The following is a 24,484-nucleotide window of genomic DNA, read 5'->3' as shown; positions in this document are numbered from 1 at the left end:
CAATCTTCAACCCCATCCTGATTTGTTTTATTGCGGCGGATATACTTTAGGATGCAACTCCCAGAGTTAAGCGTTATAATTCATAATTTTTAACGAGGATTATCCTATGCGCCCAAGTAATCGAGAAGCCAATCAACTACGTTCTGTTAAAATTACCAGAAACTATACCAAACACGCTGAAGGTTCTGTCCTGGTTGAATTTGGGCAAACTAAAGTGTTATGTAATGCTTCAGTAACTGATGGAGTTCCTCGTTTTATTAAAGGTAAAAACCAAGGCTGGGTTACTGCTGAATATGGCATGCTTCCCCGTGCAACGCATAGCCGCACTGAACGCGAAGCAAGCAAGGGAAAACAAGGCGGCAGAACCATGGAAATTCAACGTCTAATCGGACGTTCTCTAAGAGCTTGTGTTGATTTAAAAGTCTTAGGTGAAAATACAATAACTCTAGATTGTGATGTAATTCAGGCTGATGGAGGCACAAGGACCGCCGCTATTACAGGTGCCTGCGTTGCTATGAGAGATGCGATAAACTGGATGGTCGAACGAGAAAAAATACGTAGAATGCCTGCATTTCATTACATTGCTGCAATTTCTGTGGGGCTCTATCGAGGTCAAGCGGTCCTTGATTTAGATTACGCAGAAGACGTGCTTGCTGAAACGGACATGAATGTAGTAATGAACGAAGCAGGACATTTCATAGAGATTCAAGGGACTGCCGAAGACAAGCATTTTAATCGCGATGAACTAAATAACATGCTGGCACTTGCCGAAATTGGCATTCCTCAATTAATTGAATTACAGAAAAATGCCTAAGCCTTAAAGTCCCGGCCTTCCTGTCATTTAAGCATTGTTTGTCATTCCCGCGAAAGCGGGAATCTATTTTTAAATAAACTCTCAGCTCTCAAAAATGGAATATCCGCTTTCGCGGAGATAACAAAGAAGCAAGCACTTTAAAATAAATTTTTATCGATAGCCACTTCACGTGCTGTATAGGTGGAGATAATATTTTTTTTCACCAGCTCAGTTAAATGCTGATCCAAGGTTTGCATTCCTTTGCCTTGACCTGTTTGGATGGAGGAATACATTTGGGCCACTTTATCTTCACGAATTAAGTTCCGTATCGCACCGGTACAAATCATAATTTCCAAAGCAGCAACGCGTCCTCCACCATTTTTTTTCAATAAAGTTTGCGCTACTACAGCTTGCAAAGATTCAGACAACATGGAACGTACCATTGATTTTTCTTCAGCAGGAAACACATCAATAATCCTATTGATAGTCTTAGTTGCCGAATTGGTATGTAAGGTTCCAAATACTAGGTGCCCTGTTTCTGCAGCAGTCATTGCCAAACGAATTGTTTCCAAATCCCGCAACTCGCCCACGAGAATGACATCCGGATCCTCACGGAGTGCTGAACGTAATGCCGCATTAAAACTCAACGTGTCACGATGAACCTCACGCTGATTCAACAAACATTTCTTACTTTGATGTACAAACTCTATAGGATCTTCCACCGTTAAAATGTGATCGTAACGATTTGCATTGATGTAATCGATAATAGCAGCCAAAGTAGTACTTTTACCGGAGCCTGTTGGCCCCGTAATCAATACTAATCCTTTAGGATAACTGGCCATCTCTTCAAAAATAGCCGGTAATCCCAGGTCATCCATGCTTAAAATATCAGAAGGAATCGTACGAAAAACTGCTGCTGCACCGCGTAATTGATTAAACACGTTCACCCTAAAACGGGCTAGATTTGTTATTTCAAAAGAAAAATCAACCTCTAAATACTCTTCAAATTCTTTTCTTTGCCGATCATTCATTACATCATAGACAATTTTCATTACCTCTTTATGTTCCATGGCGGGCAAATTGATTTTACGTAAATCTCCATCAACTCGAATCATTGGAGGCAAACCTGCGGAAAGATGTAAGTCTGATGATTTATTTTTTACTGAAAACGCCAATAGTTCTGCTATGTCCATTGCTTAATCATCCCGATTGAATCAATAATAGATTGGACTTGATGACCCAATCTAAATCTGATGTTATTAGATTAGCTCACGAAGTGGTACTCGGCAAACATTGTTTCTTTTGCTATTGTTAAGCTTTTCCATGATGTACCAAAAAAACATGAATTTTCATCACAATCTAAATCAAATAAAACAAATAGTCACGCAAACTGAGCTTGAATGCGACAGAACACCTGGGAGTGTGCTCTTGCTTGCTGTCAGCAAACAACAAAGCATCAAGGCAATTAATGAATTATTTCATCTGGGAATCAATCACTTTGGTGAAAGCTACTTCCAAGAAGCCCAACAAAAAATAAATGCATTAAAAAATATACCTATATGCTGGCATTTTATCGGTCCTATTCAAAGTAATAAAACCAAAGGAATTGCTACTTCCTTTAGTTGGGTTCACAGTATTAGTCGCCTTAAAATTGCTCAGCAACTCAATGGGTACCGACCAATCAATTTAGACCCACTCAATATTTGTTTACAAATTAGTTTAGTAGAGGAAAAAACCAAATCGGGAATACCACCAGAAGAGGCTGCAGAATTAGCCTTAGCAGTCAGTCAACTTCCTCATCTTAAATTAAGAGGTTTAATGACCATCCCTCCCCCACAACAGGATATACAAACTCAATATGAGATATTTATGCAGCTTAATCAATTGATGCACTCACTCAATCATGAACTTGGTCTAAACATGGATACCTTGTCTATGGGGATGAGTGATGATTTAGTCCCAGCAATTAAAGCCGGTGCTACTATTGTCCGTATTGGGCGAGCATTATTTGGTGAGCGACAAAAATAAAGCGACGCGATATAATCCTGAAAAATCAGTTGCATAAATACATGTAGAGGGGAATATATGTCTGGGATTATCGTAGTAATGATCTTTGTTGTTTCTTTATTTTTTTCACTCGTCATTTTCAGTTTATGGCTTCGCATCGCCCTACGCTATTTACGTGTTAGTGCGCTTCACCCAATAAGCCAACTGATTTATAAAGTGACTAACCCCATAGTCAATCCCATTCAACTGATAACAAAGCAACCCTATAAGCCGGGACAAAAATATGATATTCCCGCTTTTATTACTTTAGTTCTGGTGGAGCTATTAAAAATTATCTGCATCAGCGTTCTGGCCTTAGGCGGGTTAATGCCTATTGTATTCCTATTCATTTACATCATTGCAGACTTAATCATTCAACCCTGTGATATTTTATTTTATGCGATACTCGTGCGCGTCATCATGAGTTTTGTTAATCCAAATTGGCAAGGCCCAATTCCTGATTTTTTACGCATGCTAACAGAGCCCTTGTTAAAGCTTGGTAGAAAGATTGTTCCGGAGATTTCAGGCTTTGATTTTTCACCCTTTATCATCCTGGTTTTATTAAAAATTATTACTTTATTTATTAGCGCAAGCCTACCCTGGAGATTATTATAAAAGCGACTATACTTAATTTTAAGCAGAGGATTATCAGGATTAAATTATGAAATTGACGCTCCTCAGTAGTACTGGCTTAGGATTGCTCCTGTTACCTTTTAGTCTGTTTGCTGATACCCAATCTTATTATTGCCCACAAAACCACGGATACATTAATGTGGGGATGACTCCAGATGAAGTGATCGCGGCTTGTGGCCAACCAGTAAGCCAACAGGAATCCAATCAACCTGTGATGCAAAAAATTCCCGTACAACAACTCATTTACAATAATATGGGAACGAGTACTGCTTTTTATGGGGTATGGAATATGCCTACCGGTAGTGGCGGAGTACAGCTTGAAATTGATATTGTGAATCAAAAAGTACGATCCATTAAAATGAATGGTTCTGATAGCAATGCAGTTTCTGTATGCCAAGGAGCAAGTATTCAGGCCGGTGATCCGGTGCAAAAAGTATATTATGCTTGTGGCAGCCCTTCTTTAGTAAATAATTCTTTTATCAATGAAATCGTGCCCACAGCAACAAAACCTGTTGTTTGGATCTATCAGCCTGGAGAATATCAACCTACTGTGTCCATGACTTTTGTTAACGGTAAACTACAATCCATTCAATAAACTGCAAACATTCATTTTCCGTTGATTTTCTATTTTTGGGTAAATCCCAATTCAACCCTATGGTAAGTTCAAAAAATAAGATAAACTCTCAAAATTTTAGCGCAAAGACGCAATATTATTGATTCGTTCTTTGTTTTTTGAAATATTCATTGGGGTAAACCACGAAATGACAGCAAGTATAGATGAAATTACTATTGCATATGGCGAAAATGGAACAGAAACAGTTAAAGAATTGGATAAGAAAGTATTAACTCGTGGGGCATGGACTACGATTATGTTTAAGTATCAAGATTGGGATAATGCCCAAAATGATTTCGGCCCAGTTAAATTTTCAATTAGACGTTATCAAAAACGTAATAATCAATACTGGCAAAAATCTAAATTTAATATTTCCAGTGCAGAACAAGCACAAAAAATTATTGAAATCCTAGGTGATTGGTTAAAATAATTCCACATTTTGATTTTACATTTGAGTTTTAAAAATTTAGAGCATCTAAATAATAAATTTCCTGACCTCCAGATTGAGTTTCAGTTTCCGAATTAGCAGAATGCATTTCTTATGTAACCTCCTGTAAACATACAATTTTTCTTCAACAAAAAAAGCAACCTACTGGAGGTTTTGTTTCACTTTGAACACCCGCATGCCCACAAAATGATCCCGAAGAATTTATTTTGTTCTAATTAATCATATTTGTTAAGGTTTAGTTAATTTTTGGTCCGTATAATTAGAATTCAAATTCAACAATTAATATAAGATATAACTATGCAGACTAAAAGTGAAACTTCAAATTCAAAATCTGGGCAAAGAATCATAGTTCCGTCTATATGGAGTACGTTGTCACCAATGGATTTGATCAAGCAAAGAATGCAAGACGTAAAAGATGGGAAAGCACCTCCGATTACACCAGTATGGAATTTACCAAATCTTGGTAAAAATTCTTGGTTTCCAACACCAATGGATTTTATAAGAGAACAAATAAAAACGTCGCCAACCGGACAGTTAACCACAAAATGGTTCTCAACCCTATATCCAACTCAGTGGTTTACTACACCAATGGATGTAGTCAAGCATAATTTGCAAGCCAAATCGGTACAAACATCAAAGCCTGTAACAACTCCAGTTGGTTCAGGTCCTAATGTTCCACCTCCAGGGAAAAAAGGTCCTGAGTTTCCTAAATGGATGCCCCCAATGGATCAAGTATACAAAACAGCTTGGGATGGACTTAATTTTTCAATCGTTGCATTGTTTACCAGTATGACTATCGTATTAGTTCAAAGCCCAGTCAAAACCTCCTTGGTTAATTTAACCAAGAACGGTACGATGGTTCCTCCTTACCAAGGGGGCGTTTGGGGATTCTTTAATGCGATGTATGCTGGGACTTCAGCCTCTATTTCAGGTTCACTAATTCGAACTGGCTATGTTACCGGTGCTAAAGGTGGTGCCAAGCCTGTAGAAGAAGGAATTCTGAGAGAAGAGATAAGCAAAGAAGAAGGAAAGAAATATTCCTTAGCGAGTTTTCATTATGTTATGGCTATGGCATTAGGCGATATTTTGGTCACCCAAATACCCGAGTCTTTATCTACACTACGAAAAGCTAATATCCTTCCTAAGAATTTTGTGTGGAAAACTCCTCATAACGCAGGAAGTTTGATGATGGGAGGTTTTATACCCAGATACGCATCAGGTTTGATAAATTTTGAAGCTTTATGTGTTGTTGAAGAACTTATAGCCAAAAGATTGCCAATTAAAGGTGACAAATCACATTATATAGCCGGAGCAGCAGCTGGAGCGATTGCTGGTGGTTTCGCATATACACCTACCGTATTTAAAGATCACTTACTCTTGCAATCGACTGTTACACCTGATGGACGTCTGCACAATGCGAGTACATATAAAGTAACCAAAGCGTTATTTTATTGCTTCATTAACGATCCAAAAGCTTCGCTGAAATCCTTTGGGCAAATGGCTTTGAAACAAGTTCCTATCCGCATGACCTTAAGCGCCGTAATATTTGGTCTTGTGGCTGGTGTTGGTGAAACAATGGGGCCTGAACCACTGAAGAAAGTTGTTCCAGAAAAATATCAACCTTCACCTGGAAAATCTAGACATACTATGTTTGCAACCAAGGAATCAACGCCTCGAATTGAAGAAATCGTTGAAGAGCAAACCAAGGAAAAAGAAAATAGCACTGGTTCCAAATTAAATTAGTGATAAGGATAATTGCATAACAAATCATTTAATTTTTCAAAAAAATGGTTTGTTATGTAAAAATATAGTGTATGATAAATACTGTAGTGTGTAATTTTAGTACACACTGCAGTGTTTAACGTTATTAAAAGGATTAAAAATGCTATCACGATTTTTTGCTGGACCTGTTAAAGCAGTTGCTGAAACCACAGGCTACTCCCTTGCTGCCGCAGCCGTAGGCTCCGGAGTTTATAGATTCACAACGTTTCAAGATAAAAGCAAAGAAAAAATGCCAGTATCCCAAGAGCAAGAAAATACCCCCAGTAATACAAAATTAAATTTTTAATTCAAAATCCTCATATTTATTTCAATTAATAACCTAAGGATGGTGTTGTCAAAATTTAATTTACAACACCAATCCAATCAATTTTATAATAAATTGAAACTCTAAGCCCATTCCAAACCAGGATGAGAACGTTCAAAGTACTTCTGAACCATTTGGTCTGAAACTAAATCCAAACGCACTGGATGCCATTGAGGATTCTTATCTTTATCAATTAATAGAGCTCGAACACCTTCATAAAAATCGTGGCCATGCATAAAATGACTGACCATATCATAGTCCATTTGCAAACATTGTGCTAAAGATAACCCCTTGGCTTTTTGTAATTGCGCTAATGTCACTTTAAGACTCAAAGGAGATTTCTGTGCTAAAGTATTATCAACCGCCTCAGCCCAAACTGTATTAGCACTTTGTAACGACCCGCGGATCATTTCGACTGTTGGATGAGCAAAACAGACATTAATCGCAGGTTTAATTTGACTAACTTCCTCAGTAGAAGAGGTAGTCGAAAAGGCGTCCACACATCGATTTACTTGCTCCATCGCATCTGCTGATAAATCTTCATTCATTAATGCATCATACAAAGCCGGCATTTGTTGGGAGGGGACTATTTTTTTAATTAATCCTGCTTTCATTGCATCATGCGAGCTCAAGCGATTTCCTGTTAACCCCAGGTAAATACCCAAAGATCCTGGGCATCGGGTTAACAAATAACTTGCACCAATATCAGGAAAGAAACCAATGCCGGTCTCAGGCATAGCGAATACAAAACGCTCACTGGCTATAGGGTGGCTTCCGTGCATGGAAATTCCTACTCCCCCCCCCATCACCATACCATCAATCAGAGCAATATAAGGTTTGCCAAAATGATGGATAAAATGATTTAAACGATATTCGTGCCAAAAAAATTGCATTTGCTCCGCATCATTAACTTGCCCGGAAAAATAAAGGGAACGGATATCACCTCCGGCACAAAAAGCATTTCCAGGAACTGCCCGCACTACGACAGCATGTATGGCGTCATCTTCCTTCCAAAAACTTAATTGTCTCTGGATGTTAAGAATCATATTTAAAGTCAACGCATTCAATGCGTTAGGTCTATTTAATGTAATGACACCTAATGAACCTTCTTGATTAAAAAGTACTTCATCAGTCATGATTATCTTCCTTTGAACTGAGCAACTCGTTTCTCTAGAAATGCCGCAACTCCTTCTCGCTTATCTTCAGAAGCACACACTTTAGCAAAATGAATTGCCTCTAGATGTAACGCATCTGTTAAAGATAAATCATAGCCATGATCTATAACTTCTATAATACCCGCTACAGCAAGAGGCGACATACTTAATATTCCATACAATAATGCTTTACCACGTTCTAACAAAGCTTCTGGTTCAACAACCTCACTAACCAATCCCCAATGTAATGCCGTTTCTGCATTAATAAATCGTCCAGTCAAACACAAATCCAGAGCTCGTCCTTTACCAATTAAACGGGCTAATCGTTGTGTGCCACCATAACCGGGAATAACCCCTAGCTTTACTTCAGGCTGACCAAACTGAGCTTTTGTTGAAGCAATTCTTAATGTTGCAGAGATAGCTAATTCGCAACCACCACCGAAGGAAAATCCATTTACCGCTGCCAATGAAGGTTTACCCAAAGTTTCCAAAAGTCGAAACACTTCTTGTCCACGACAAGCAAATTCATATCCTGTTTGAGCGGTACATTCAGCCAAGCGGTTAATATCTGCACCGGCACAAAAAGCTTTGCCATTGCCAGTAATCATCAATGCCTTAACTTTTGGATTTGTTTTTGCATAATGAAATAATTCTTCTAAAGCATCTAACACTTCGGAACTTAAAGCATTTAACTTCTCTGGTCTGTTTAAAGTTAAAGTTAAAATTCCCTGGCTATCCAAATCTTGTTCAATTAAATTCATTCTTTTACTCCCTTTCTATTGAAGAACATAACGTAGCTCGGGTTCCGGTTTACTAACACTAGCTACAAATTACAACCACTCAATCAGCACAGAAAGTGCTCCTCATCCAAAGTTGCCTTGGCTACAATTTCTCGCATAATTTCGTTCGTACCTTCAAGAATTTGATGCACTCTTAAGTCCCTGAATATTCGCTCAATCTTATAATCACGTAAATAACCATAACCACCGTGAATTTGCATAGCCTTGTCACAAATGCGAAACGCGACATCCGTAGCCAAACGTTTAGCCATAGCACAGTATATAGGGACTTGCGGATCATTTTTATCCATGGCACTTGCTGCCCGATAAACCATTAAGCGTGCCGCTTCGTAATCTGTTAACATATCGGCGAAATAAAAACGCAATGCCTGCATATCGGTAAGTGGCTTACCAAATTGTTTACGCTCATGCATATAGCTTTGCGTTAATCGTAAGCAGGCGAGAGCTCCTCCTAAAGAACATGAAGCAATATTAATCCGTCCTCCATTTAAAGCATTCAAGGCAATTTTAAATCCCATCCCCTCCTCGCCAACACGATTGGCAACAGGTACACGACAATTTTCAAAATAGACCATGCAGGTAGGTTGACTATTCCAACCCATTTTTTGCTCTAATTTCCCGAAACTCAATCCTGGAGTGTTTTTTTCGATCAATAAGCAACTTATTCCATGATGTGATTCATCACCAGTTCGAACCATACATAAATAAACATCACTTACTGAACCTCCTGAAATAAAGGCCTTGGAACCATTAAGAATGTAATAATCCCCATCCTTCATAGCTCGAGTTTTTAAAGAAGCCGCATCAGAGCCCGATTCAGGTTCAGTCAGGCAATAACTTCCGATTACTTCCATAGACGTTAATTTAGGTCCCCATTTCTTTCGTAACTCAGAATCGGCATATCGATCAACTAAAGAGGTAACCATGTTATGAATAGAAAGGTAAGCACTGGTACTGATACAACCAGTCGCCAATTGTTCGAACAATAATGCAGAGTCCAAACGTGTCAATTGTGATCCACCAATATCCTCACGCGCCATCATCCCAGCCATTCCTAATGTGGCCGCCTCACGTAAAACCTCAATGGGAAAATAATGATGCTCATCCCAATTATCGGCCATGGGAGCTAATTTGTCGCGTGCAAAATCAGCTGCCATCTCACGAAAAGCTATATGCTCTGCTGTGAATTCAAAATCCATAAACTGTCCTTAGAAAATTTATTCAAATGTATTATTATTGCGAATTTTTACCATCCGTGAAAGATATATGCTTCGAAAATTACCCAAAACATTTTATGAACGGGATACTATTATTGTTGCCAAAGAACTTTTAGGCAAATACATTATTCATAATTATTCAGGAATCGAATACATAGGAAGGATCGTTGAGGTTGAAGCATACCTAGGACAACATGATCTGGCATCCCATTCTTCTAAGGGCATTACTCAAAGAACAAAAGTTATGTATGGGCCTGCTGGTTACGCTTACATCTACTTAATTTATGGAATGTATTACTGTACCAATGTCGTTACTGAAACTGAAGGGACAGGTTCGGCGATATTGTTGCGCGCAATTGAACCCATCAAAAACATTCAAGGACGAACCCAAGGACCTGGTCTACTTTCTAAGGCAATGCATATAGATAGACAATTAAACCAACACGATCTAACCGGTGATACCTTCTATATCGCCGAAGCTGAAAATCAACCATCCATTACTATTGTAGAAAAACCAAGAATAGGGGTCCATTATGCAAAAGATTGGGCAGAAAAATTACTGCGCTTTTATATCAAAGATAATGTGTTTATTTCCAAGCCATAATCCTTATAAAAACAGCATAGCCCTAGGTATCACTACTGAAAAAACTGTCGCTCCCGCCATTTCTAAAGTGACACAGTACGACTATAAGAATAGATTTCCGCCTTCGCGGGAATGACAAAAACCCTTAAACCAATGACCCAAATCCTTAACTTAACCGTAATGACCCTAGGCATTCGTAATAGAACTCTACTGCTTTTTTAAGGATGATGATATGATTGCGAATTTTCTGCGTCCGTGAAAATAATAAGAATAATCACATGGAAACTCTTGCAGCACCGGTAACTCGCAATAAAAACTCACTTGCTGTACTCAAAGAATATTTTGGCTTTGACTCGTTCAGAACACCACAAGAAGACATCATTAATGATGTTATAGCTGGACATGACGTGCTTGTTTTAATGCCCACCGGCGGTGGGAAATCGCTGTGTTATCAAATACCTGCCCTTGTAAGACCCGGTGTAGGTATCGTTGTTTCTCCATTAATTGCGTTAATGGAGGATCAAGTAACTGCGCTCAGATTACAGGGAATTCGTGCTGCTTATTATAACTCCTCTTTAACCAGTGAAGAAGCAAAGAATGTATTAATGCAATTACATCAAGATGAACTGGATTTGCTGTACATTGCTCCTGAGCGCTTGATTAGCACCTCCTTCTTGGAGCGATTAAACGAATGTCACATCGCACTTTTTGCCATTGATGAAGCCCATTGCATCTCCCAGTGGGGGCATGATTTTCGTCCCGAGTATTCTGCGTTAGGTATTTTAAAAAATCATTTTCCTGATATTCCAATTATTGCTTTAACTGCCACGGCTGATAAACAAACACGCCAAGATATTGTGGATAGGTTAAACTATTTACCCAAAAAATATATTGCTTCATTTAACAGACCCAATATCCATTACAAAGTAGTTCCTAAGACCAATGTTGCCAAGCAATTAAATCAGTTTTTACAAACCGTGGAACAACAATCAGGAATTATTTATTGTGGGACACGTAATGGGGTAGAAAATCTGGCTCAAAAACTACAAGAAATGGGATTCAAAGCCCGTGCCTATCATGCCGGACTTTCTCATAATGAGCGTCGAGAAGTGCAAACTTTATTCAGATATGATCGCATTGATATTGTTGTTGCTACCATCGCTTTTGGGATGGGAATAGATAAGCCTAATGTTCGTTTCGTCGTACATCACGATTTACCTAAAAATATTGAAGGGTACTATCAAGAAACAGGACGTGCTGGGCGTGATGGCCTACCAGCTCAAGCACTCTTACTTTATAACGCAGCAGACAGCGCCAGACTACGCTCGTGGATCATGAATAACCCGCTGGATGAACAAAGACGAGTTGAAACCAGCAAGCTTAACCATATGCTTGCTTTTGCTGAAGCATCTCATTGCCGTCGACAAATTTTATTACGCTATTTTGATGAGCTCTGTGACACTGAATGCAAGTATTGTGACGTCTGTGATAATCCACCAATAACTGCTGATGCGACAGAAGACGCGCAAAAATTCTTATCCTGTGTTTATCGATTGCGTCAAAATTATGGTTTAACGTATACCATAGAAGTATTACGTGGTAGTTCTTCAGATAAAATTAAACAATATGGCCATGAGCAGCTCAGTACCTTTGGCATTGGTAAAAACAAATCAGCCTATTACTGGAAGCAACTCGCCTGGCAACTCATCCATAAAGAATATTGCCTACAAGATATGAATCAGTTTCAAGTTCTTAAACTAACACCCAAAGCTATTCCTTTGCTTAAAGGCGAAGAAAAAATATCACTGACCATACCTAATACTGAGTTTCAGGGCAGTAAAAAGAAAGCCAAAGAACGACGTTCGATTCAAGCCACAAATAGCCCTCTATTCGAGTTGCTGCGTGCATTAAGACGTGAGTTAGCAGATGAGGAAAACAAACCACCCTTTATGATTTTCAGTGATGCAACCTTGCATGCAATGACTGAAATAAGACCTCAAAACTTGGATCAGCTACTTGCAGTACCTGGTGTGGGGCAACATAAGTTGGCTCATTATGGAAGCCAGTTCCTTACTGTTTTGAATAACTATAGTGAATAAATGAGCTGAGGGAACAATTAGCTTCGACAACCTAGATAGTACAACAAAAGCAGGAGTACTGGGCACAAAAGCCCTCCATTGTTATGGTAATATCAACTCGCCCTGAGCGTTAAAACGATATCGCTTTTGATCCCACCCTTCACCAAAAAGTCTTAGTACTGAACTGTAGTAACTGTCAGCTGTCAGTTCGACTGCATCAATATGCTGTCTTTGTACTACAAGCTCAGAAGGAATATTTGCAAATAAAGGTAATAGTGCAGCAGTAAAACCAATAGAGCCCTTACCCTGTGTTTTACCGCTAACAATATCAATTTTCTCTGGAGGCGCACCCAGTTGTTGCGTCAAACTAATAATAGGTAAATAATGTTGTATCAATTCTGTTGCCTGAGTTGCTTGATGATCTAACATCCCTACCCAAAGATACACACGAATCGCATTATAACTACCTAAATTAGGATCCTTTTGATCAGGCTGCCAACCAACATTCTTTTTCCAAATAACCCAATCTGGGGCGAACCCTTTAGGAGACGTTTCTAACAGCAAGCGCCTGCTGTTGCGTTCTAGCTTACTCCATTTGCTGTTCAGTGAAGTAAATCGAGCAAATAACTGTGGCGGTAAATAACTGGGATTAAGGCGCCAGGAATTTTTAAAATTAAACCCGAATTTACCTGGAAGTAACATAAGTCCAAATCCCGGAATTTGAGTAACTTCTTCTTTAAGAATGCGTTGGAGAAGCTTTTTACCAAGAGAATTATAACGTTCTTTTTTCCATAAACGTCCCGCTTCAAGTAAATCATAAGCAATCCATAGATCAGCATCGGCTGCAGAATTACTGTCTAAAACAGTCCATTTTTTTTTGGAATTTTGTCCCCATGCCCATGCAGGTAGACGTTTTCCCAAATCACCTTCAGCAAGATTATTTTCTGTCCAATGTAATAATTGATCAAACGTAGATTGATCATTAGCAACCAATGCAAAAAATAATCCATAACTTTGGCCTTCGGACGTAGTCTTCCTTTCAGGAAGCTGTGGATCAATAACTCGTCCATCCTTACTAATGTAGTATTGCTTAAATTTTTCCCACATTGGCCATTGTGTACCTGCCAGACCGTTACTAATACCTAATAAAAATAAGAAAAAACCAGATATTAATTTCTTATTTCTTAATTTAAAAATCACGTTTTATCCTGTTGAGAACTATTTAAACGACGCTTACTAATTCGCAATAAAGCATTCCAAATCAAGAATGTGACTATGATAGCGGCCAAAAGAGATAAGAGTGCTAAATTAATTGGATGCTTTTGCAATGAGTACCAAAAACGCTCCCAAAATGGCAAATATCCTAGTTGATACGTATTACCCACTCGGAAGCTGTTAATACCAGAATCACGGATTACCGCTATCGAACCAAAGATTTTGTCTACATTTTTATTATTGGTTATTGCCCTATTGAGCAGGGTAAAGCCTTGTTGGTTTTCTGCTAATAAAGCAATAATGCTGCGTTTTTTATAATAGGGTGATTCAATACCAAGAATAGCAGCTACAGACCCCATAGCACTAACAGTAGTTTTGCTCTCAGCAGCGCTGAAAGGAGTCTCTCGATGTGTATCTGGCATCGCATTTCTATTTAAAGGTTTTTTAATCCAATCCGTTTTATTGATCAATATATTGAGATCGTCATTATCTTGAAGCTCTTTGGGTAGTACACCAATTATCAAGAGATCTGCATCTCTATTTTTCACATGAGACCAGTCATCTGTTAAAGTCATCGCCAAAATAGGATAACCTGTTGCTGCACCAATATTACCGGATACATTAAGTAATGTAGTCAATGCTTCAGTCTGTGATCGTGGATCAATATACACAATTGTTTGTGACAGATCCGCCAGAATGCTAAAAGGAAAACCAGAGTTCATAAATACTTTTAAATTGGGCAAAGTAATAAAATGAGAATAATTGGATAAATTTAAGGTTGAAGAACCATCAATAGCTCCCGAATTATTAATTACCTGATAGGTAATACACTGATCATTTTGCATTCCCCCGGCAATCTGTGTGCCATATGCAAAATCAAAGATAAATTGATTATGTGCCCCTAACTTCACTGGAACATATAGTTTTTTACTTGTTACTGCCATATTTGCGGTAAGCGTTTTCTCTCCCTTAGGTTCCAGCTGATAGCTTTTCACAAAAGAATTATTCAGACTAATACCCAGTTGTGACATACTGGCTGCTGGTGGTAGCGAGTAACTATACTTTAATCGTAAATCAATGCCTCTGGTTTGATTTAAATATAAATCAGGTGGTGTATTAAATCGGAGAGAAACTGGATAAGGAGTATAGCCTTTGGTTTGTAGTTGCCCCTCAAATTCTTCTAATTTTGCAAAAGATACTGGTCTATCTGTAGGAACCCAATTTGGTGCGTCGTAAGGTTTTCGGACCGCTAACATTTTTACGTTTTCGATTGTTACACTTGGTCCTCGGAAAAGAACATTACCTTGTGCAATGCCTTGAACTGCAGTTAATAAATCCTGATCGTCACGCCCCAAAATCAACAGTAGTTTGACATAGGGATTATTTGGATGACTGATCATCTCGACTGTAGGCGCTTCTACAGTTTTATGATTTTTCAAGAAATCAGGTCTCTGGGTATTCGTAGCAAATACTACTGCATGGCCTGTGGGTAATTGGTTATATAAAACAGGAAAAAAAGCACCGCGCCATAAGGATTTACTACCAAACCAAGAGGCCAAAATTGCTGCGGCACGTTGTTGCATTAAATCAGGTTGATTAGCGAATATTATGGGCATATTTAACTGATTATTATCAAGTGGATCGAAGAAAGGTTCTGGAAAATGTGAAAGATCATTTTTCAAAAGCAAGGTTTGAAAATTCAACTCAAGGTAGCTAAGTTTGTCAATATCTATCCATATGGAGCTGTGTGCCGGATTTTCACAAATTGATTTATAATGACCAATAAACTCCAGTCGGAGACGATTAAAATCATTTATAAAACGAGGATCGATGGGTACATCTTTAGAATTTAGTTTACCTAATTGTTCCTCACTAATTGCGATAACATCTACCAATTGATCATTTAGATAAATTTTAAGCTGTGATAATAAAGGAATCAGTGCTGGTGAAGGAATGAATTGCAAATGCAATACTGCTTGAAATACCAGCTCATCCTTACGCATGCTGAACTCGATATTTCTTCCCGTAGTGAAATTACCTAAAGTAAAATTCCCTTGCTGCTGATTTAAGTTATTAAAATACAATTGAACTTTTCGGGTTGGAACATTGGCTGGAGCAGATAATATCGGTTTTGCAGAAGGAGGATTCACTGAAACGTCAGGGGCCGCGTTTAACTGAACACTAGCACATCCCAAAGTCAGCAATATAATACGGATTATTCTTCTTCTCATTATCTCATCCATTAGTTTTTAAATTTAATTCAAATTCAAATAATAATAATTAGCAATTACTCTTTAATTTAGGCTTGTGAGGAAGAAATGTTCCCATCCAAATAACTGCGTTGCTAAAGCCTATTAGCATTTTTCGAATTCTATAGGGTGTATATTCTATGATATCGTAATAACCACGCAAGTCCAGAGCAAATACGTCTTGCATGCTTTTTAGGGGCTTATCCTGACTAAACTCATCTTGCCACAACGACCAGACATCCGCTCGTGCGAAGGTGCATTGGATAAAGTCAATATTTTGCCTTAGAGATAACTCATGTAATTGAATACCAATTTTGCGATTAAAGGTATAGGCAATAGTTCCTTGAAAAGCAAATTCATCATGTCCACGTTTGAGAAGAAGAGTGATCTCTTCTCCTGCCTCAAACAAGCCCTGTTTTTCCAGTTGTATACCTACTCCTTTATCAGAATAATCCCTCAAAGTACATTGAAATACATGGCCATCAGCGCGCATAACTGCTGCGGGCATAACAAAAGTTACGCGAGGTGCTCTACGCCTTTGCCTTGCTTCAATACTTACACCCAGCGCCCCGCCAAGAATAGCTATATTATACAAAGACCAGGTTGCTGTAATGAGAACAGCTAAAATTGTTGCCGCCGGGTCAACCGTCAAACGAAAACCTGCCGCGATCAAGCCCGCAATATTAATAATTAATAACGTGATATAAGGTCGTGCAGTCAGCCAATCTACATGTGTTTCTGCAGTAATATCCCCTTTGGGAGTGACATTAAAACGCCCTTTATGGGGATTGATCAAAGCCATGGTCGTAGGCACCGCAATATACCAGGCCATAACAGTTTCATAGATTTCATTCCAAAGAAAATGACGAAACCGTCCTTGAATTTGGTTATTCGTTAATACAGCATGAATAATATGAGGTATAGCATAAAGCAATATCATCACTCCAGACGCATAGACCACGTAAGCATCCAAAATTAAGAATGCTGCTGGAGTGATAAAAAAGATTAAGCGAGGAAGTCCAGAAAGAAAATGCAACATTGCATTGAAATAGCAAAGTCGTTGCCCAAAGTCTAAGCCTCTGCCCAGTAAGGGATTATCTATTCGCAAAATCTGTGTCATACCACGTGCCCAACGAATACGTTGAGCCACATGATTTGCAAGACTTTCAGTGGCTAGTCCTGCAGCCAATGGAATTCGAATGTAAGCAGAATTATAACCAAGCCGTTGAAGTCGTAATGAAGTATGGGCATCTTCGGTAACACTTTCTACTGCAAGACCACCAATTTTTTCCAATGCCGAACGGCGCATAATACCGCTGGAACCACAAAAGTATGTTGCATTCCAAGTATCATTCCCGTCCTGAACCACTCCATAGAACAAGGCACTTTCGTTAGGAGTTTTGCGAAACGATTTCAAATTGCGCTCGAAGGGATCTGGTGAGAAAAAGTGATGTGGGGTTTGTAAAATAGCAAGATTAGGATCTTTCAAAAACCAACCTACAGTCAATTGCAAAAAAGGATGGGTAATCACATAGTCGCAATCAAAAATTGCCACCAACTCACCATTTGAATGCTTTAGGGCATAGTTAATATTGCCAGCTTTTGCATGATCATGGTTAGGACGTGCTATATAATGCACACCGACTTCCTCTGCAAATGCTTTAAATTCAGGACGGTTACCATCATCTAAGATATAAATATTAAGTTTTTCTTTTGGCCAATTCACTCCTAAGGCCGAGTATACTCCAGGTTTTAATATACTGAGATCCTCATTATAAGTTGCGATCATAATATCTACAGTGGGCCATGTAGAATGATCAGCAGGCAATTCTACAGGCTGACGATGTAATGGCCAAAGGCTTTGAAAGTATCCCAATATCATCACCAGCCAAATATAAGTTTCAGCAAAGATAAGCAAGCTGCCAAATATCACACTCACGGTATCATCCCAGACCAAAGTGTAGGCATATCTCCACCACAGATAACGACATGACACAATCACAGAAAGAACCACGAGCATAATGGTACTCATATGCCCAGGAACTTTACGGATACTCATTGCCATTAACCAGAGGAGCACGACAAAAATAAATTGTGCTATTGGTGCAAATGGTTGAGTAATACAAATTAATAACAATAACGCTGAAAAAATGCTTAATACAATAAACAAGATACGGCGCACAATATTATTTGCTTGTCTAAAATGCTTGGTAGTCTGTTTTCCGACTTTACTGGCTTCGATCTTTGAGGGCAGCTGTTCTATCCAAGAATAGTAATAATCAAGACCTCTTTTCCAAAGACTATTTTTATCATAAACCGAATTTTTATTTTGTTCTGGAAAGAACAAAATTAACCACATGCTTTGGATTAAATACCGAAATATGTCTCCAGGACGAGGATGTTTTGTTGAAATATGTGGAAACCAACATTGATGATTCTTACGCATCCATTGCCAACTAGTCGACTCCAGTCTTAAAAAAGTCCAACCTATTAATTGGAATAAAATGATGCACGTTGTGGTCAAAAATGAAATTTGACGATGCCGAAAATGATGGCTAATCTTTTCAACTTTTTTATAAGCCTCATGAGACAAAAGAAAATACAAGAGATTACTCATTTTGTATTTCCAAAATCATTACTCATGCACCAATCGGCTAATGCATTAACATCTTGAGTTATTAAACTATGTGGGTGATATTCACCTATAGGTTTTTTAGCAGCAAGCGACTCAGCCATTGCTTCATCACTATGAAGTATTATTGGTAAAAAATTAGGTAATAACCGCTGCCATAATTCATATAAATCTTTTTGTAATGACTTGGCTGGAGAATAATGATTCATTAAAAAATAGCAATTCTCTGGAGTTTTTTGTTGATGTAAACGAATATGGCAATTAACGTCTGGGGTCAACAATAAGAATACAACATCAGCGTTATCTAATCCTTGTTGAGTGAGTAACTTAGTATCTGAGGGCAAGTCTAGTACAATCCAATCATAATTATCTTTAGTAAATAAATATTCTATATTTTTTTGCCAAAAATCAGGATTTTTCTGGAGATCGTTTTCTAAGTTAACACGCTCGACATGAGTTATTTTGCCAAAAGGCAAATAATCCAATTGGGGGGTGTAAGCCTGGATATTTTCGCTCCAATCTTGTTTATCCTGATAGGATCGCGCCCAACCCTCTACCTGTTCAAAAGGCATATTAAAATGCAAACGCAACAAATTATCTGGCGTAAAATCAATAACCAATACTGATTGCTTCAGTTGCTGCAATGCCCAAGCCAGGCCAACAGCAATAGAGGTTGCACCTACCCCTCCACGGATTCCTTGCAGCGCAATTACAGGCATGCTTTTTTTCCTATTTAATTTTTGAGCTCATGTCACAAAGCTCTTTTAATATTGTCCAACGTTCGGTTATTTCTGTGATAATTCGTTGTTTTGATACATCTACATAAGTTAACTGAGGTAAAGAGTGGATCTTTCTCAGTGCCAGCAAATCATCCTGAAGCCCTAGAGATTTCAGTCCATGAGAATCTAATATTTGATTCTTCATGCTACACCTTACAAGCTGTCTATAAATCGGACTTATTCATTTAAAACATAGCTCGCTTTGATAAAAAAATCAATTTTATCTAGCCTGTTACCTCTCAATTATGGTGATCAGGTTTCAGCAAAGTGAAACAAGAGTTTACTTTTTCGATATCTCTACTGGTGTGAACTGTGTTCAAGCTAGCCCCCTATACCTGAATCACTTTGAATGAGAGAAAGAAGCATGAGTTGACGCCTGCCTTTTTTCAATGAGTTCCTCTGCTTTAACAACGATTGGATTTTCTTGTAAGGGTTCCCCCGGATGAGTTAATTTACGGAGTTCTTTATATTGCTCTAACTCCTGTTCTCGCATATAGAGTTCAAATTCTTTGTAAAAAGCCTTGCCCTTCTCATCGCCAAGAATTTCAACAAATTGTTCATATAAACCTGTTTTTGGATTACTGTAAAAACAAATATCCATGAATTTTTTCTGATAAATCGAAGAAAATTGATAAGGTTCTCCAACCAACTCAGGTATTTGATTAAACAAAATATCCACTCCTTTTTCCTGAGATGAGTTTCTTGCTTGATATAAAAGCTCGATCACTTGCTGGCGTTTTTCCTTAGGAACAACAATCGATCGAATCGCTGCGAATTTTTTGTTTTCATCATTCAAAAAAGGAGCGCCACCTACCCGAGCACCTCGCTCAGCAAGTGAGAGTTTCATATGTTCATCTGACATATTTTTTAAAGTAGCAAGAATAGCATGGCCTGTAAAACCCGTGGCCTGGAAAGCCATGCCCTCACTATCTAAACGCCTTAATATATCTTCAACTGTGGTATCAGATTGAAGTTTATCTAACGCAGCTAATAAAGGTTCAAACTTTGAAGAGTCCTCTGGATGTTTCTCTTTAATAAAATCATGCAAATGGTCACCCAAGACCTTAATTCCTTCATCAAATAGACCCGAACCATATTTGACATCAGCATTAGGAAATTTAAGAACTTCATTCAACTTCTCTCCACCAAAAATAAAATAAAGTCTTCGTCTAGCATAATATTCTCTATAATCAATCTGATACGCATCAAAGAAATGCTTAATCATTTCCTGAGGAAAAGTATTCAAAGGGGTTATAGTAATAACTGATTGATTTTTATCATTTTTGTCTAAGACATCAGCTTTCGCTCTCAGCAACAATGGAATGACATCGAAATTATGAGATTCCACAGCCGACAATAAGGCAGTATTACCCTGAGCATCTCTTAATTTGACCAACTGGTTTCTGGTCTTAGGATCTAGAGTAACATTTAGTATTTTATTTATTTCATCACTTTGCTTATGCATAACTCCTGAATGTAAAGGCGATTCGCCTTTATTATTTTTTTTCAGGATCAAATTAGGACTATGAGAATGAATATAACTTTCAGCATTTCCGAAATTCCCTTTAGCGAGCAACAAATGAAATGCTGTATTTCCTTCTCCATCTTGTTCCTCCAACGAGCTACCTTTGTGATGTAAGAGCTCGACAAGATCCTCGGAATTAATTTCTGCGGCTACTAATAATGGAGTTTTTCCTTGAGAATTTCTATCTTGCAGTGAAAAATGCCCTCCAGAAATTAAATGATCAACAAGAGTAGTCTGACCGTTTTTTATTGCCACAAACAATGCATTATCTCCCTCCCTATCCTTATCATGAATAGGTGAAGGATCTAACTTAAGAAAATAATCGACTAATTGTGTCTTACCCAAATGTGCCGCTAATAATAGAGGAGTCATTTGAAATTGATCTGTAACTGATAAAGAAGCACCATGTTCCACTAACCATTGTACTGTTACCAAATCTCCTCTGTTTACAGCATCAATCAAAGCTTGGTCTTTTTCATTTGAAGTACTAAGAGTCGCTAGTAAATCAGCGATCTCTAGTTGAGACGTCTCTAACGCAAGTTGAAAAGCTGTTTTCCCTTGATTGTCTTTTAGATCAGCAGAGAGTCCACACCCTAACAGAAATGTAACGCAGGCCAAATGTCCATTTTTTGCGGCTACCAGTAAAGCGTTTTCCCCCTTATCATTCACGATAGTCAGATCAATACCTTTGCCACTTAAAAATTCAAGTGTATTTAATTGTCCATTTTCAGCAGCAAAAAAGGCGGCATTTTCTTCGTGAATATTTTTTTGATGTAGGTCTGCGCCTTTTTCAAGTAAGTACTCCAAAATTTTTAAATTTCCCCTCCCAGCTGCCAGCATTAACGGAGTATTACCGTAATTGTCTCTGACTTTTGCTGCGAACTCTTCAGGAAATAATTTAATTGCATCCAATCGATCGTTCAATGCAGCGAAATGGACACCAGACCATCCATCTTTGGTTTGATGACGAAGTAAATTTTCTTTATTCCGAGTAATATCTAAAAGAATCTGCAATGCCGTAACATCACCAAGAGCACTCGCAACTAGGGCAATTTTTTCGAGTCCTTGCCTACGCAAACCGGTTGGAGGCAAGCCCTTTAATCTATTGTACTGTTTTGAGATAACCAATTTTGCAGACTCACTTAATTGGGGATTAGATTCTAATAATGGCATCGTATTTAATGATGAATGCAAATAACAACACTCTAGAGGGGTAAATCCATTATCATTGGTAATTTCAAGTATTGAACTATTGAAATCCTCTGCTTTTCTCATAAGCACCTTCAGAATTTCAAGTTGATCATATATTGCTGCCAGATGCATAAGCGTATTACCACTTTCATCCGTCATGAGAAAATTTTCTTCATATACACTGGACATTAGCCATTGAAATTGAACCAAATTTCCCTGTTTAATTGCGGCTTTGAGTAACGCTTCTTTTCCCATTAAATGGTTATCCTAATCTTTCATTCTATTAATGAAAGTATAGTTCGTTTGTATAAAACAATATGAGAAAAGTACTAGGCAAATCCTAATGAGCGAGCCAAATTAATGAAAAAGCTCTGTAATACAACATATGGATTATCCGTTCTGATAAAGAGTTAATTCACGTAATACTGCCGTTGCATAAGCTCCAGCAGGCAAACTAAAAGATAACTCAGCGTAATTATCTTTAATCACGCAGCTAAATTGTTCTACATGCAGAATATTAGCGCGCCAATCCTCCTCTAAACCATAACGCTCCAAACCGGCTAACCAGGGTTGCCAATCAAGATAAATTTTATTAATCAATTGTAATGCTTCATCTTTGACTTTGTATTTACTTTTCCCCGGTAAGGGGCTTGCAGGAGAGATATCTTTGTCTTGAATCCTTTGAAGTAATTCATTATCAACGCGATCGATAACAAAAATACTGTTTGATCCTTGAAGTTGCATCACATCTCCAGGCAGAGGAGTATTCCAACTTTGTTCCAAAACACGATGAGATAGAATCAAATTATAAATCCATGAACGTGCGGCAGAACAATACATCCCTCGTAAAAAACGGTCTTTGACCTTATGCCCCCGAACAAGCATCTCTTCTGCTTTTAACACATTGCCTGCATTACGACCAAATCGCTGTTCTCCAAAATAGTTAGGAACACCAAGCTTTTTAATTCGTTCGATACGATCGAGTAAATCTTCTGGATGAGTGATTTCGCGCAAACGCAGAATAAATTGATTTCCCGTTAAAAATCCCGGTTTCAATTTTTTATGATGGCGTGTGCACTCCAAAATGCGCCAACCCGGTGCCGAAAGTTGTGCGATTTCTGGAATCTGTTCCCCAGGAGCATGAATGCTCAACCATTGAGTCGTCAATGCGTGTCTGTCCTTTAATCCCGCATAACCAATCGCTTTCTCTGGCTTATGCACTAGTTTTGCCAACGATTTAACCACTTCTGTAGTGGTTAAGCCTGATTTTTGTATTTTGAGAACAATGTGTTCTCCTTCTCCAGAAAATGGACTATCAAAAAACTCATTCACTTGAAAGTCTTCGGGAGTGCATTTAAAAAATGAAGTGGACTTTGGGACTCCATTAACATAGGACCAATCTAAAGAATACATTGAATGACCTTTGCAGAAATTTACTCTACTTTTTACCAAAAATTTGATAAAAAACTATATAATTCAAAAAATTTTAAGTGCATACTTACAAATAAACTGCACAATTTATTAATTGTTACTAATGGATAGATTAGCAAATGAATGCCACATTTCCACCGATACGTAAAGCAGTATTTCCAGTAGCAGGTTTAGGTACACGATTTTTACCCGCAACGAAAGCAGCACCCAAAGAAATGTTAACTGTTGTAAATAAGCCTTTGATTCAATATGCGGTTGAAGAAGCTTATGCAGCCGGAATACGCCAAATGATCTTTGTCACATGTCATAATAAACGTGCCATTGAAGATCATTTTGACCTGGCCTATCAACTCGAGAATGAGTTAGAGCTTCATGATAAAAATGAACTTTTATCTATAGTGAAATCAGTAACACCTGATGATATGGAATGTTTTTATGTGCGTCAGGCAAAACCACTTGGTTTGGGACATGCCGTTTTATGTGTGGAACAAATCGTTTGCAATGAAGCATTTGCTGTAATTCTTGCAGATGACCTAATGACAAATACAACACCAGTTATCCAACAATTGAACGAAATGTATCAACAATATGGTCATAGTATTGTTGCAGTTGAAAACGTTCCTCAAGAATTAACAGAATGTTATGGTATTATTCAAGGTGCTCCTTGGGATCAAAACCTTTTGAGCATACATCATCTTGAGGAAAAACCTAAACCACACCTTGCTGCATCAAATATTGCAATCGTAGGTCGTTATGTTCTTACCCCAAGTATTTTTGAACACATCAAAATGTTGCCTCGCGTGGAACATAAAGAGATTCAATTAACTGATGCAATTAATGGGTTAGTAAAAAAAGAAACGGTTTTAGCATTACCTTATGAGGGAAAACGATATGATTGTGGGAGTGTCCTCGGTTTTCTTAAAGCGAATGTAGACTTAGGAAAGGAGCATCCTACTGAAGGGAAAAATTTTTCCAAGTGGCTTGAAGATTAAATAATAAGATTGAGAAGGT

At 38.2% G+C, this 24,484-nt stretch carries 21 protein-coding genes; 10 read left to right on the top strand and 11 right to left on the bottom strand.

Annotation, left to right across the window (positions count from 1 at the left end):
• The first annotated feature begins 106 nt into the window (after positions 1 to 106).
• Entirely contained in the window at positions 107 to 814 is a 708-nt protein-coding gene (rph, locus tag ACWTEW_RS22065) for a ribonuclease PH (protein ID WP_454780662.1), read from the top strand.
• A 137-nt stretch (positions 815 to 951) separates the two neighbouring features.
• Here rph and ACWTEW_RS22060 read toward each other — a convergent pair whose 3' ends face one another.
• Positions 952 to 1,986, bottom strand: a complete 1,035-nt coding sequence (locus ACWTEW_RS22060) for a type IV pilus twitching motility protein PilT (RefSeq protein ID WP_454780661.1) — start codon at positions 1,984 to 1,986, stop codon at positions 952 to 954.
• A 148-nt stretch (positions 1,987 to 2,134) separates the two neighbouring features.
• On the opposite strand from ACWTEW_RS22060, the gene ACWTEW_RS22055 reads away from it, so the two are divergent.
• From ACWTEW_RS22055 to ACWTEW_RS22030, 6 genes are all read left to right on the top strand, one after another.
• The gene (locus ACWTEW_RS22055) at positions 2,135 to 2,821 is read left to right on the top strand and encodes a YggS family pyridoxal phosphate-dependent enzyme (RefSeq protein ID WP_454780732.1); all 687 of its coding nucleotides are present in this window, start codon (positions 2,135 to 2,137) and stop codon (positions 2,819 to 2,821) included.
• Positions 2,822 to 2,878: 57 nt separating this feature from the next.
• A complete protein-coding gene (locus ACWTEW_RS22050; protein ID WP_454780660.1) occupies positions 2,879 to 3,454 on the top strand; it encodes a YggT family protein in 576 nt (191 codons plus the stop codon).
• 46 nt (positions 3,455 to 3,500) lie between these two features.
• Positions 3,501 to 4,067 (top strand): DUF2845 domain-containing protein, encoded by a 567-nt coding sequence (locus ACWTEW_RS22045; protein WP_454780659.1) that lies wholly within the window; start codon positions 3,501 to 3,503, stop codon positions 4,065 to 4,067.
• Positions 4,068 to 4,233: 166 nt separating this feature from the next.
• Positions 4,234 to 4,515 (top strand): hypothetical protein, encoded by a 282-nt coding sequence (locus ACWTEW_RS22040; RefSeq protein ID WP_454780658.1) that lies wholly within the window; start codon positions 4,234 to 4,236, stop codon positions 4,513 to 4,515.
• Positions 4,516 to 4,911: 396 nt separating this feature from the next.
• On the top strand, positions 4,912 to 6,276 hold the full coding sequence (locus tag ACWTEW_RS22035; RefSeq protein ID WP_454780657.1) for a hypothetical protein: 1,365 nt from the start codon (positions 4,912 to 4,914) through the stop codon (positions 6,274 to 6,276).
• A 139-nt stretch (positions 6,277 to 6,415) separates the two neighbouring features.
• Positions 6,416 to 6,601, top strand: coding sequence for a hypothetical protein (locus ACWTEW_RS22030; RefSeq protein WP_454780656.1), 186 nt, complete (start codon positions 6,416 to 6,418; stop codon positions 6,599 to 6,601).
• 101 nt (positions 6,602 to 6,702) lie between these two features.
• Here ACWTEW_RS22030 and ACWTEW_RS22025 read toward each other — a convergent pair whose 3' ends face one another.
• The 3 genes from ACWTEW_RS22025 to ACWTEW_RS22015 all read right to left on the bottom strand — a co-directional run bounded on the left by ACWTEW_RS22025 (position 6,703) and on the right by ACWTEW_RS22015 (position 9,772).
• Entirely contained in the window at positions 6,703 to 7,755 is a 1,053-nt protein-coding gene (locus ACWTEW_RS22025) for an enoyl-CoA hydratase/isomerase family protein (protein ID WP_454780655.1), read from the bottom strand.
• Positions 7,756 to 7,757: 2 nt separating this feature from the next.
• On the bottom strand, positions 7,758 to 8,534 hold the full coding sequence (locus ACWTEW_RS22020; RefSeq protein ID WP_454780654.1) for an enoyl-CoA hydratase/isomerase family protein: 777 nt from the start codon (positions 8,532 to 8,534) through the stop codon (positions 7,758 to 7,760).
• Positions 8,535 to 8,617: 83 nt separating this feature from the next.
• Positions 8,618 to 9,772, bottom strand: a complete 1,155-nt coding sequence (locus tag ACWTEW_RS22015; RefSeq protein WP_454780653.1) for an acyl-CoA dehydrogenase family protein — start codon at positions 9,770 to 9,772, stop codon at positions 8,618 to 8,620.
• Between the two features lie 67 nt (positions 9,773 to 9,839).
• Between ACWTEW_RS22015 and ACWTEW_RS22010 the strand changes: the two genes are divergently transcribed.
• Together ACWTEW_RS22010 and recQ are read left to right on the top strand one after the other, a co-directional pair.
• Positions 9,840 to 10,394: a DNA-3-methyladenine glycosylase gene (locus tag ACWTEW_RS22010; protein WP_454780652.1), complete on the top strand. Its 555-nt coding sequence runs from the start codon at positions 9,840 to 9,842 to the stop codon at positions 10,392 to 10,394.
• A 257-nt stretch (positions 10,395 to 10,651) separates the two neighbouring features.
• Positions 10,652 to 12,472: a DNA helicase RecQ gene (gene recQ, locus ACWTEW_RS22005; protein WP_454780651.1), complete on the top strand. Its 1,821-nt coding sequence runs from the start codon at positions 10,652 to 10,654 to the stop codon at positions 12,470 to 12,472.
• 81 nt (positions 12,473 to 12,553) lie between these two features.
• Here the strand turns inward: recQ and bcsZ are convergent, their stop codons facing one another.
• The 7 genes from bcsZ to truD form a co-directional block, all read right to left on the bottom strand.
• Positions 12,554 to 13,651, bottom strand: coding sequence for a cellulose synthase complex periplasmic endoglucanase BcsZ (bcsZ, locus tag ACWTEW_RS22000; RefSeq protein WP_454780650.1), 1,098 nt, complete (start codon positions 13,649 to 13,651; stop codon positions 12,554 to 12,556).
• Positions 13,648 to 15,897 (bottom strand): cellulose biosynthesis cyclic di-GMP-binding regulatory protein BcsB, encoded by a 2,250-nt coding sequence (gene bcsB, locus ACWTEW_RS21995; RefSeq protein ID WP_454780649.1) that lies wholly within the window; start codon positions 15,895 to 15,897, stop codon positions 13,648 to 13,650. The genes bcsZ and bcsB overlap by 4 nt, the downstream gene beginning before the upstream one ends.
• A 49-nt stretch (positions 15,898 to 15,946) precedes the next feature.
• On the bottom strand, positions 15,947 to 18,532 hold the full coding sequence (gene bcsA, locus ACWTEW_RS21990; protein WP_454780648.1) for a UDP-forming cellulose synthase catalytic subunit: 2,586 nt from the start codon (positions 18,530 to 18,532) through the stop codon (positions 15,947 to 15,949).
• Positions 18,529 to 19,266 carry a cellulose biosynthesis protein BcsQ gene (gene bcsQ / locus ACWTEW_RS21985; RefSeq protein WP_454780647.1) on the bottom strand — a complete coding sequence of 246 codons (738 nt, stop codon included), beginning with the start codon at positions 19,264 to 19,266 and terminating at the stop codon, positions 18,529 to 18,531. Before bcsQ ends, bcsA begins: the two co-directional genes overlap by 4 nt.
• A 10-nt stretch (positions 19,267 to 19,276) precedes the next feature.
• The gene (gene bcsR / locus ACWTEW_RS21980; protein ID WP_454780646.1) at positions 19,277 to 19,471 is read right to left on the bottom strand and encodes a cellulose biosynthesis protein BcsR; all 195 of its coding nucleotides are present in this window, start codon (positions 19,469 to 19,471) and stop codon (positions 19,277 to 19,279) included.
• Positions 19,472 to 19,666: 195 nt separating this feature from the next.
• Entirely contained in the window at positions 19,667 to 22,297 is a 2,631-nt protein-coding gene (locus tag ACWTEW_RS21975) for an ankyrin repeat domain-containing protein (RefSeq protein ID WP_454780645.1), read from the bottom strand.
• Between the two features lie 135 nt (positions 22,298 to 22,432).
• Positions 22,433 to 23,455 (bottom strand): tRNA pseudouridine(13) synthase TruD, encoded by a 1,023-nt coding sequence (gene truD / locus ACWTEW_RS21970; RefSeq protein WP_454780644.1) that lies wholly within the window; start codon positions 23,453 to 23,455, stop codon positions 22,433 to 22,435.
• A gap of 137 nt (positions 23,456 to 23,592) precedes the next feature.
• Here truD and galU point away from each other — a divergent pair, with 137 nt between their 5' ends.
• Complete coding sequence (gene galU, locus ACWTEW_RS21965; RefSeq protein ID WP_454780643.1) at positions 23,593 to 24,465, top strand: UTP--glucose-1-phosphate uridylyltransferase GalU; 873 nt, start codon at positions 23,593 to 23,595, stop codon at positions 24,463 to 24,465.
• The last annotated feature ends 19 nt before the right edge of the window (positions 24,466 to 24,484 follow it).

The organism is Legionella stuttgartensis (genome assembly GCF_977063405.2).
Note: the sequence above shows the minus strand (reverse complement) of the source record. Positions and strands in the feature narration are given on the sequence as shown.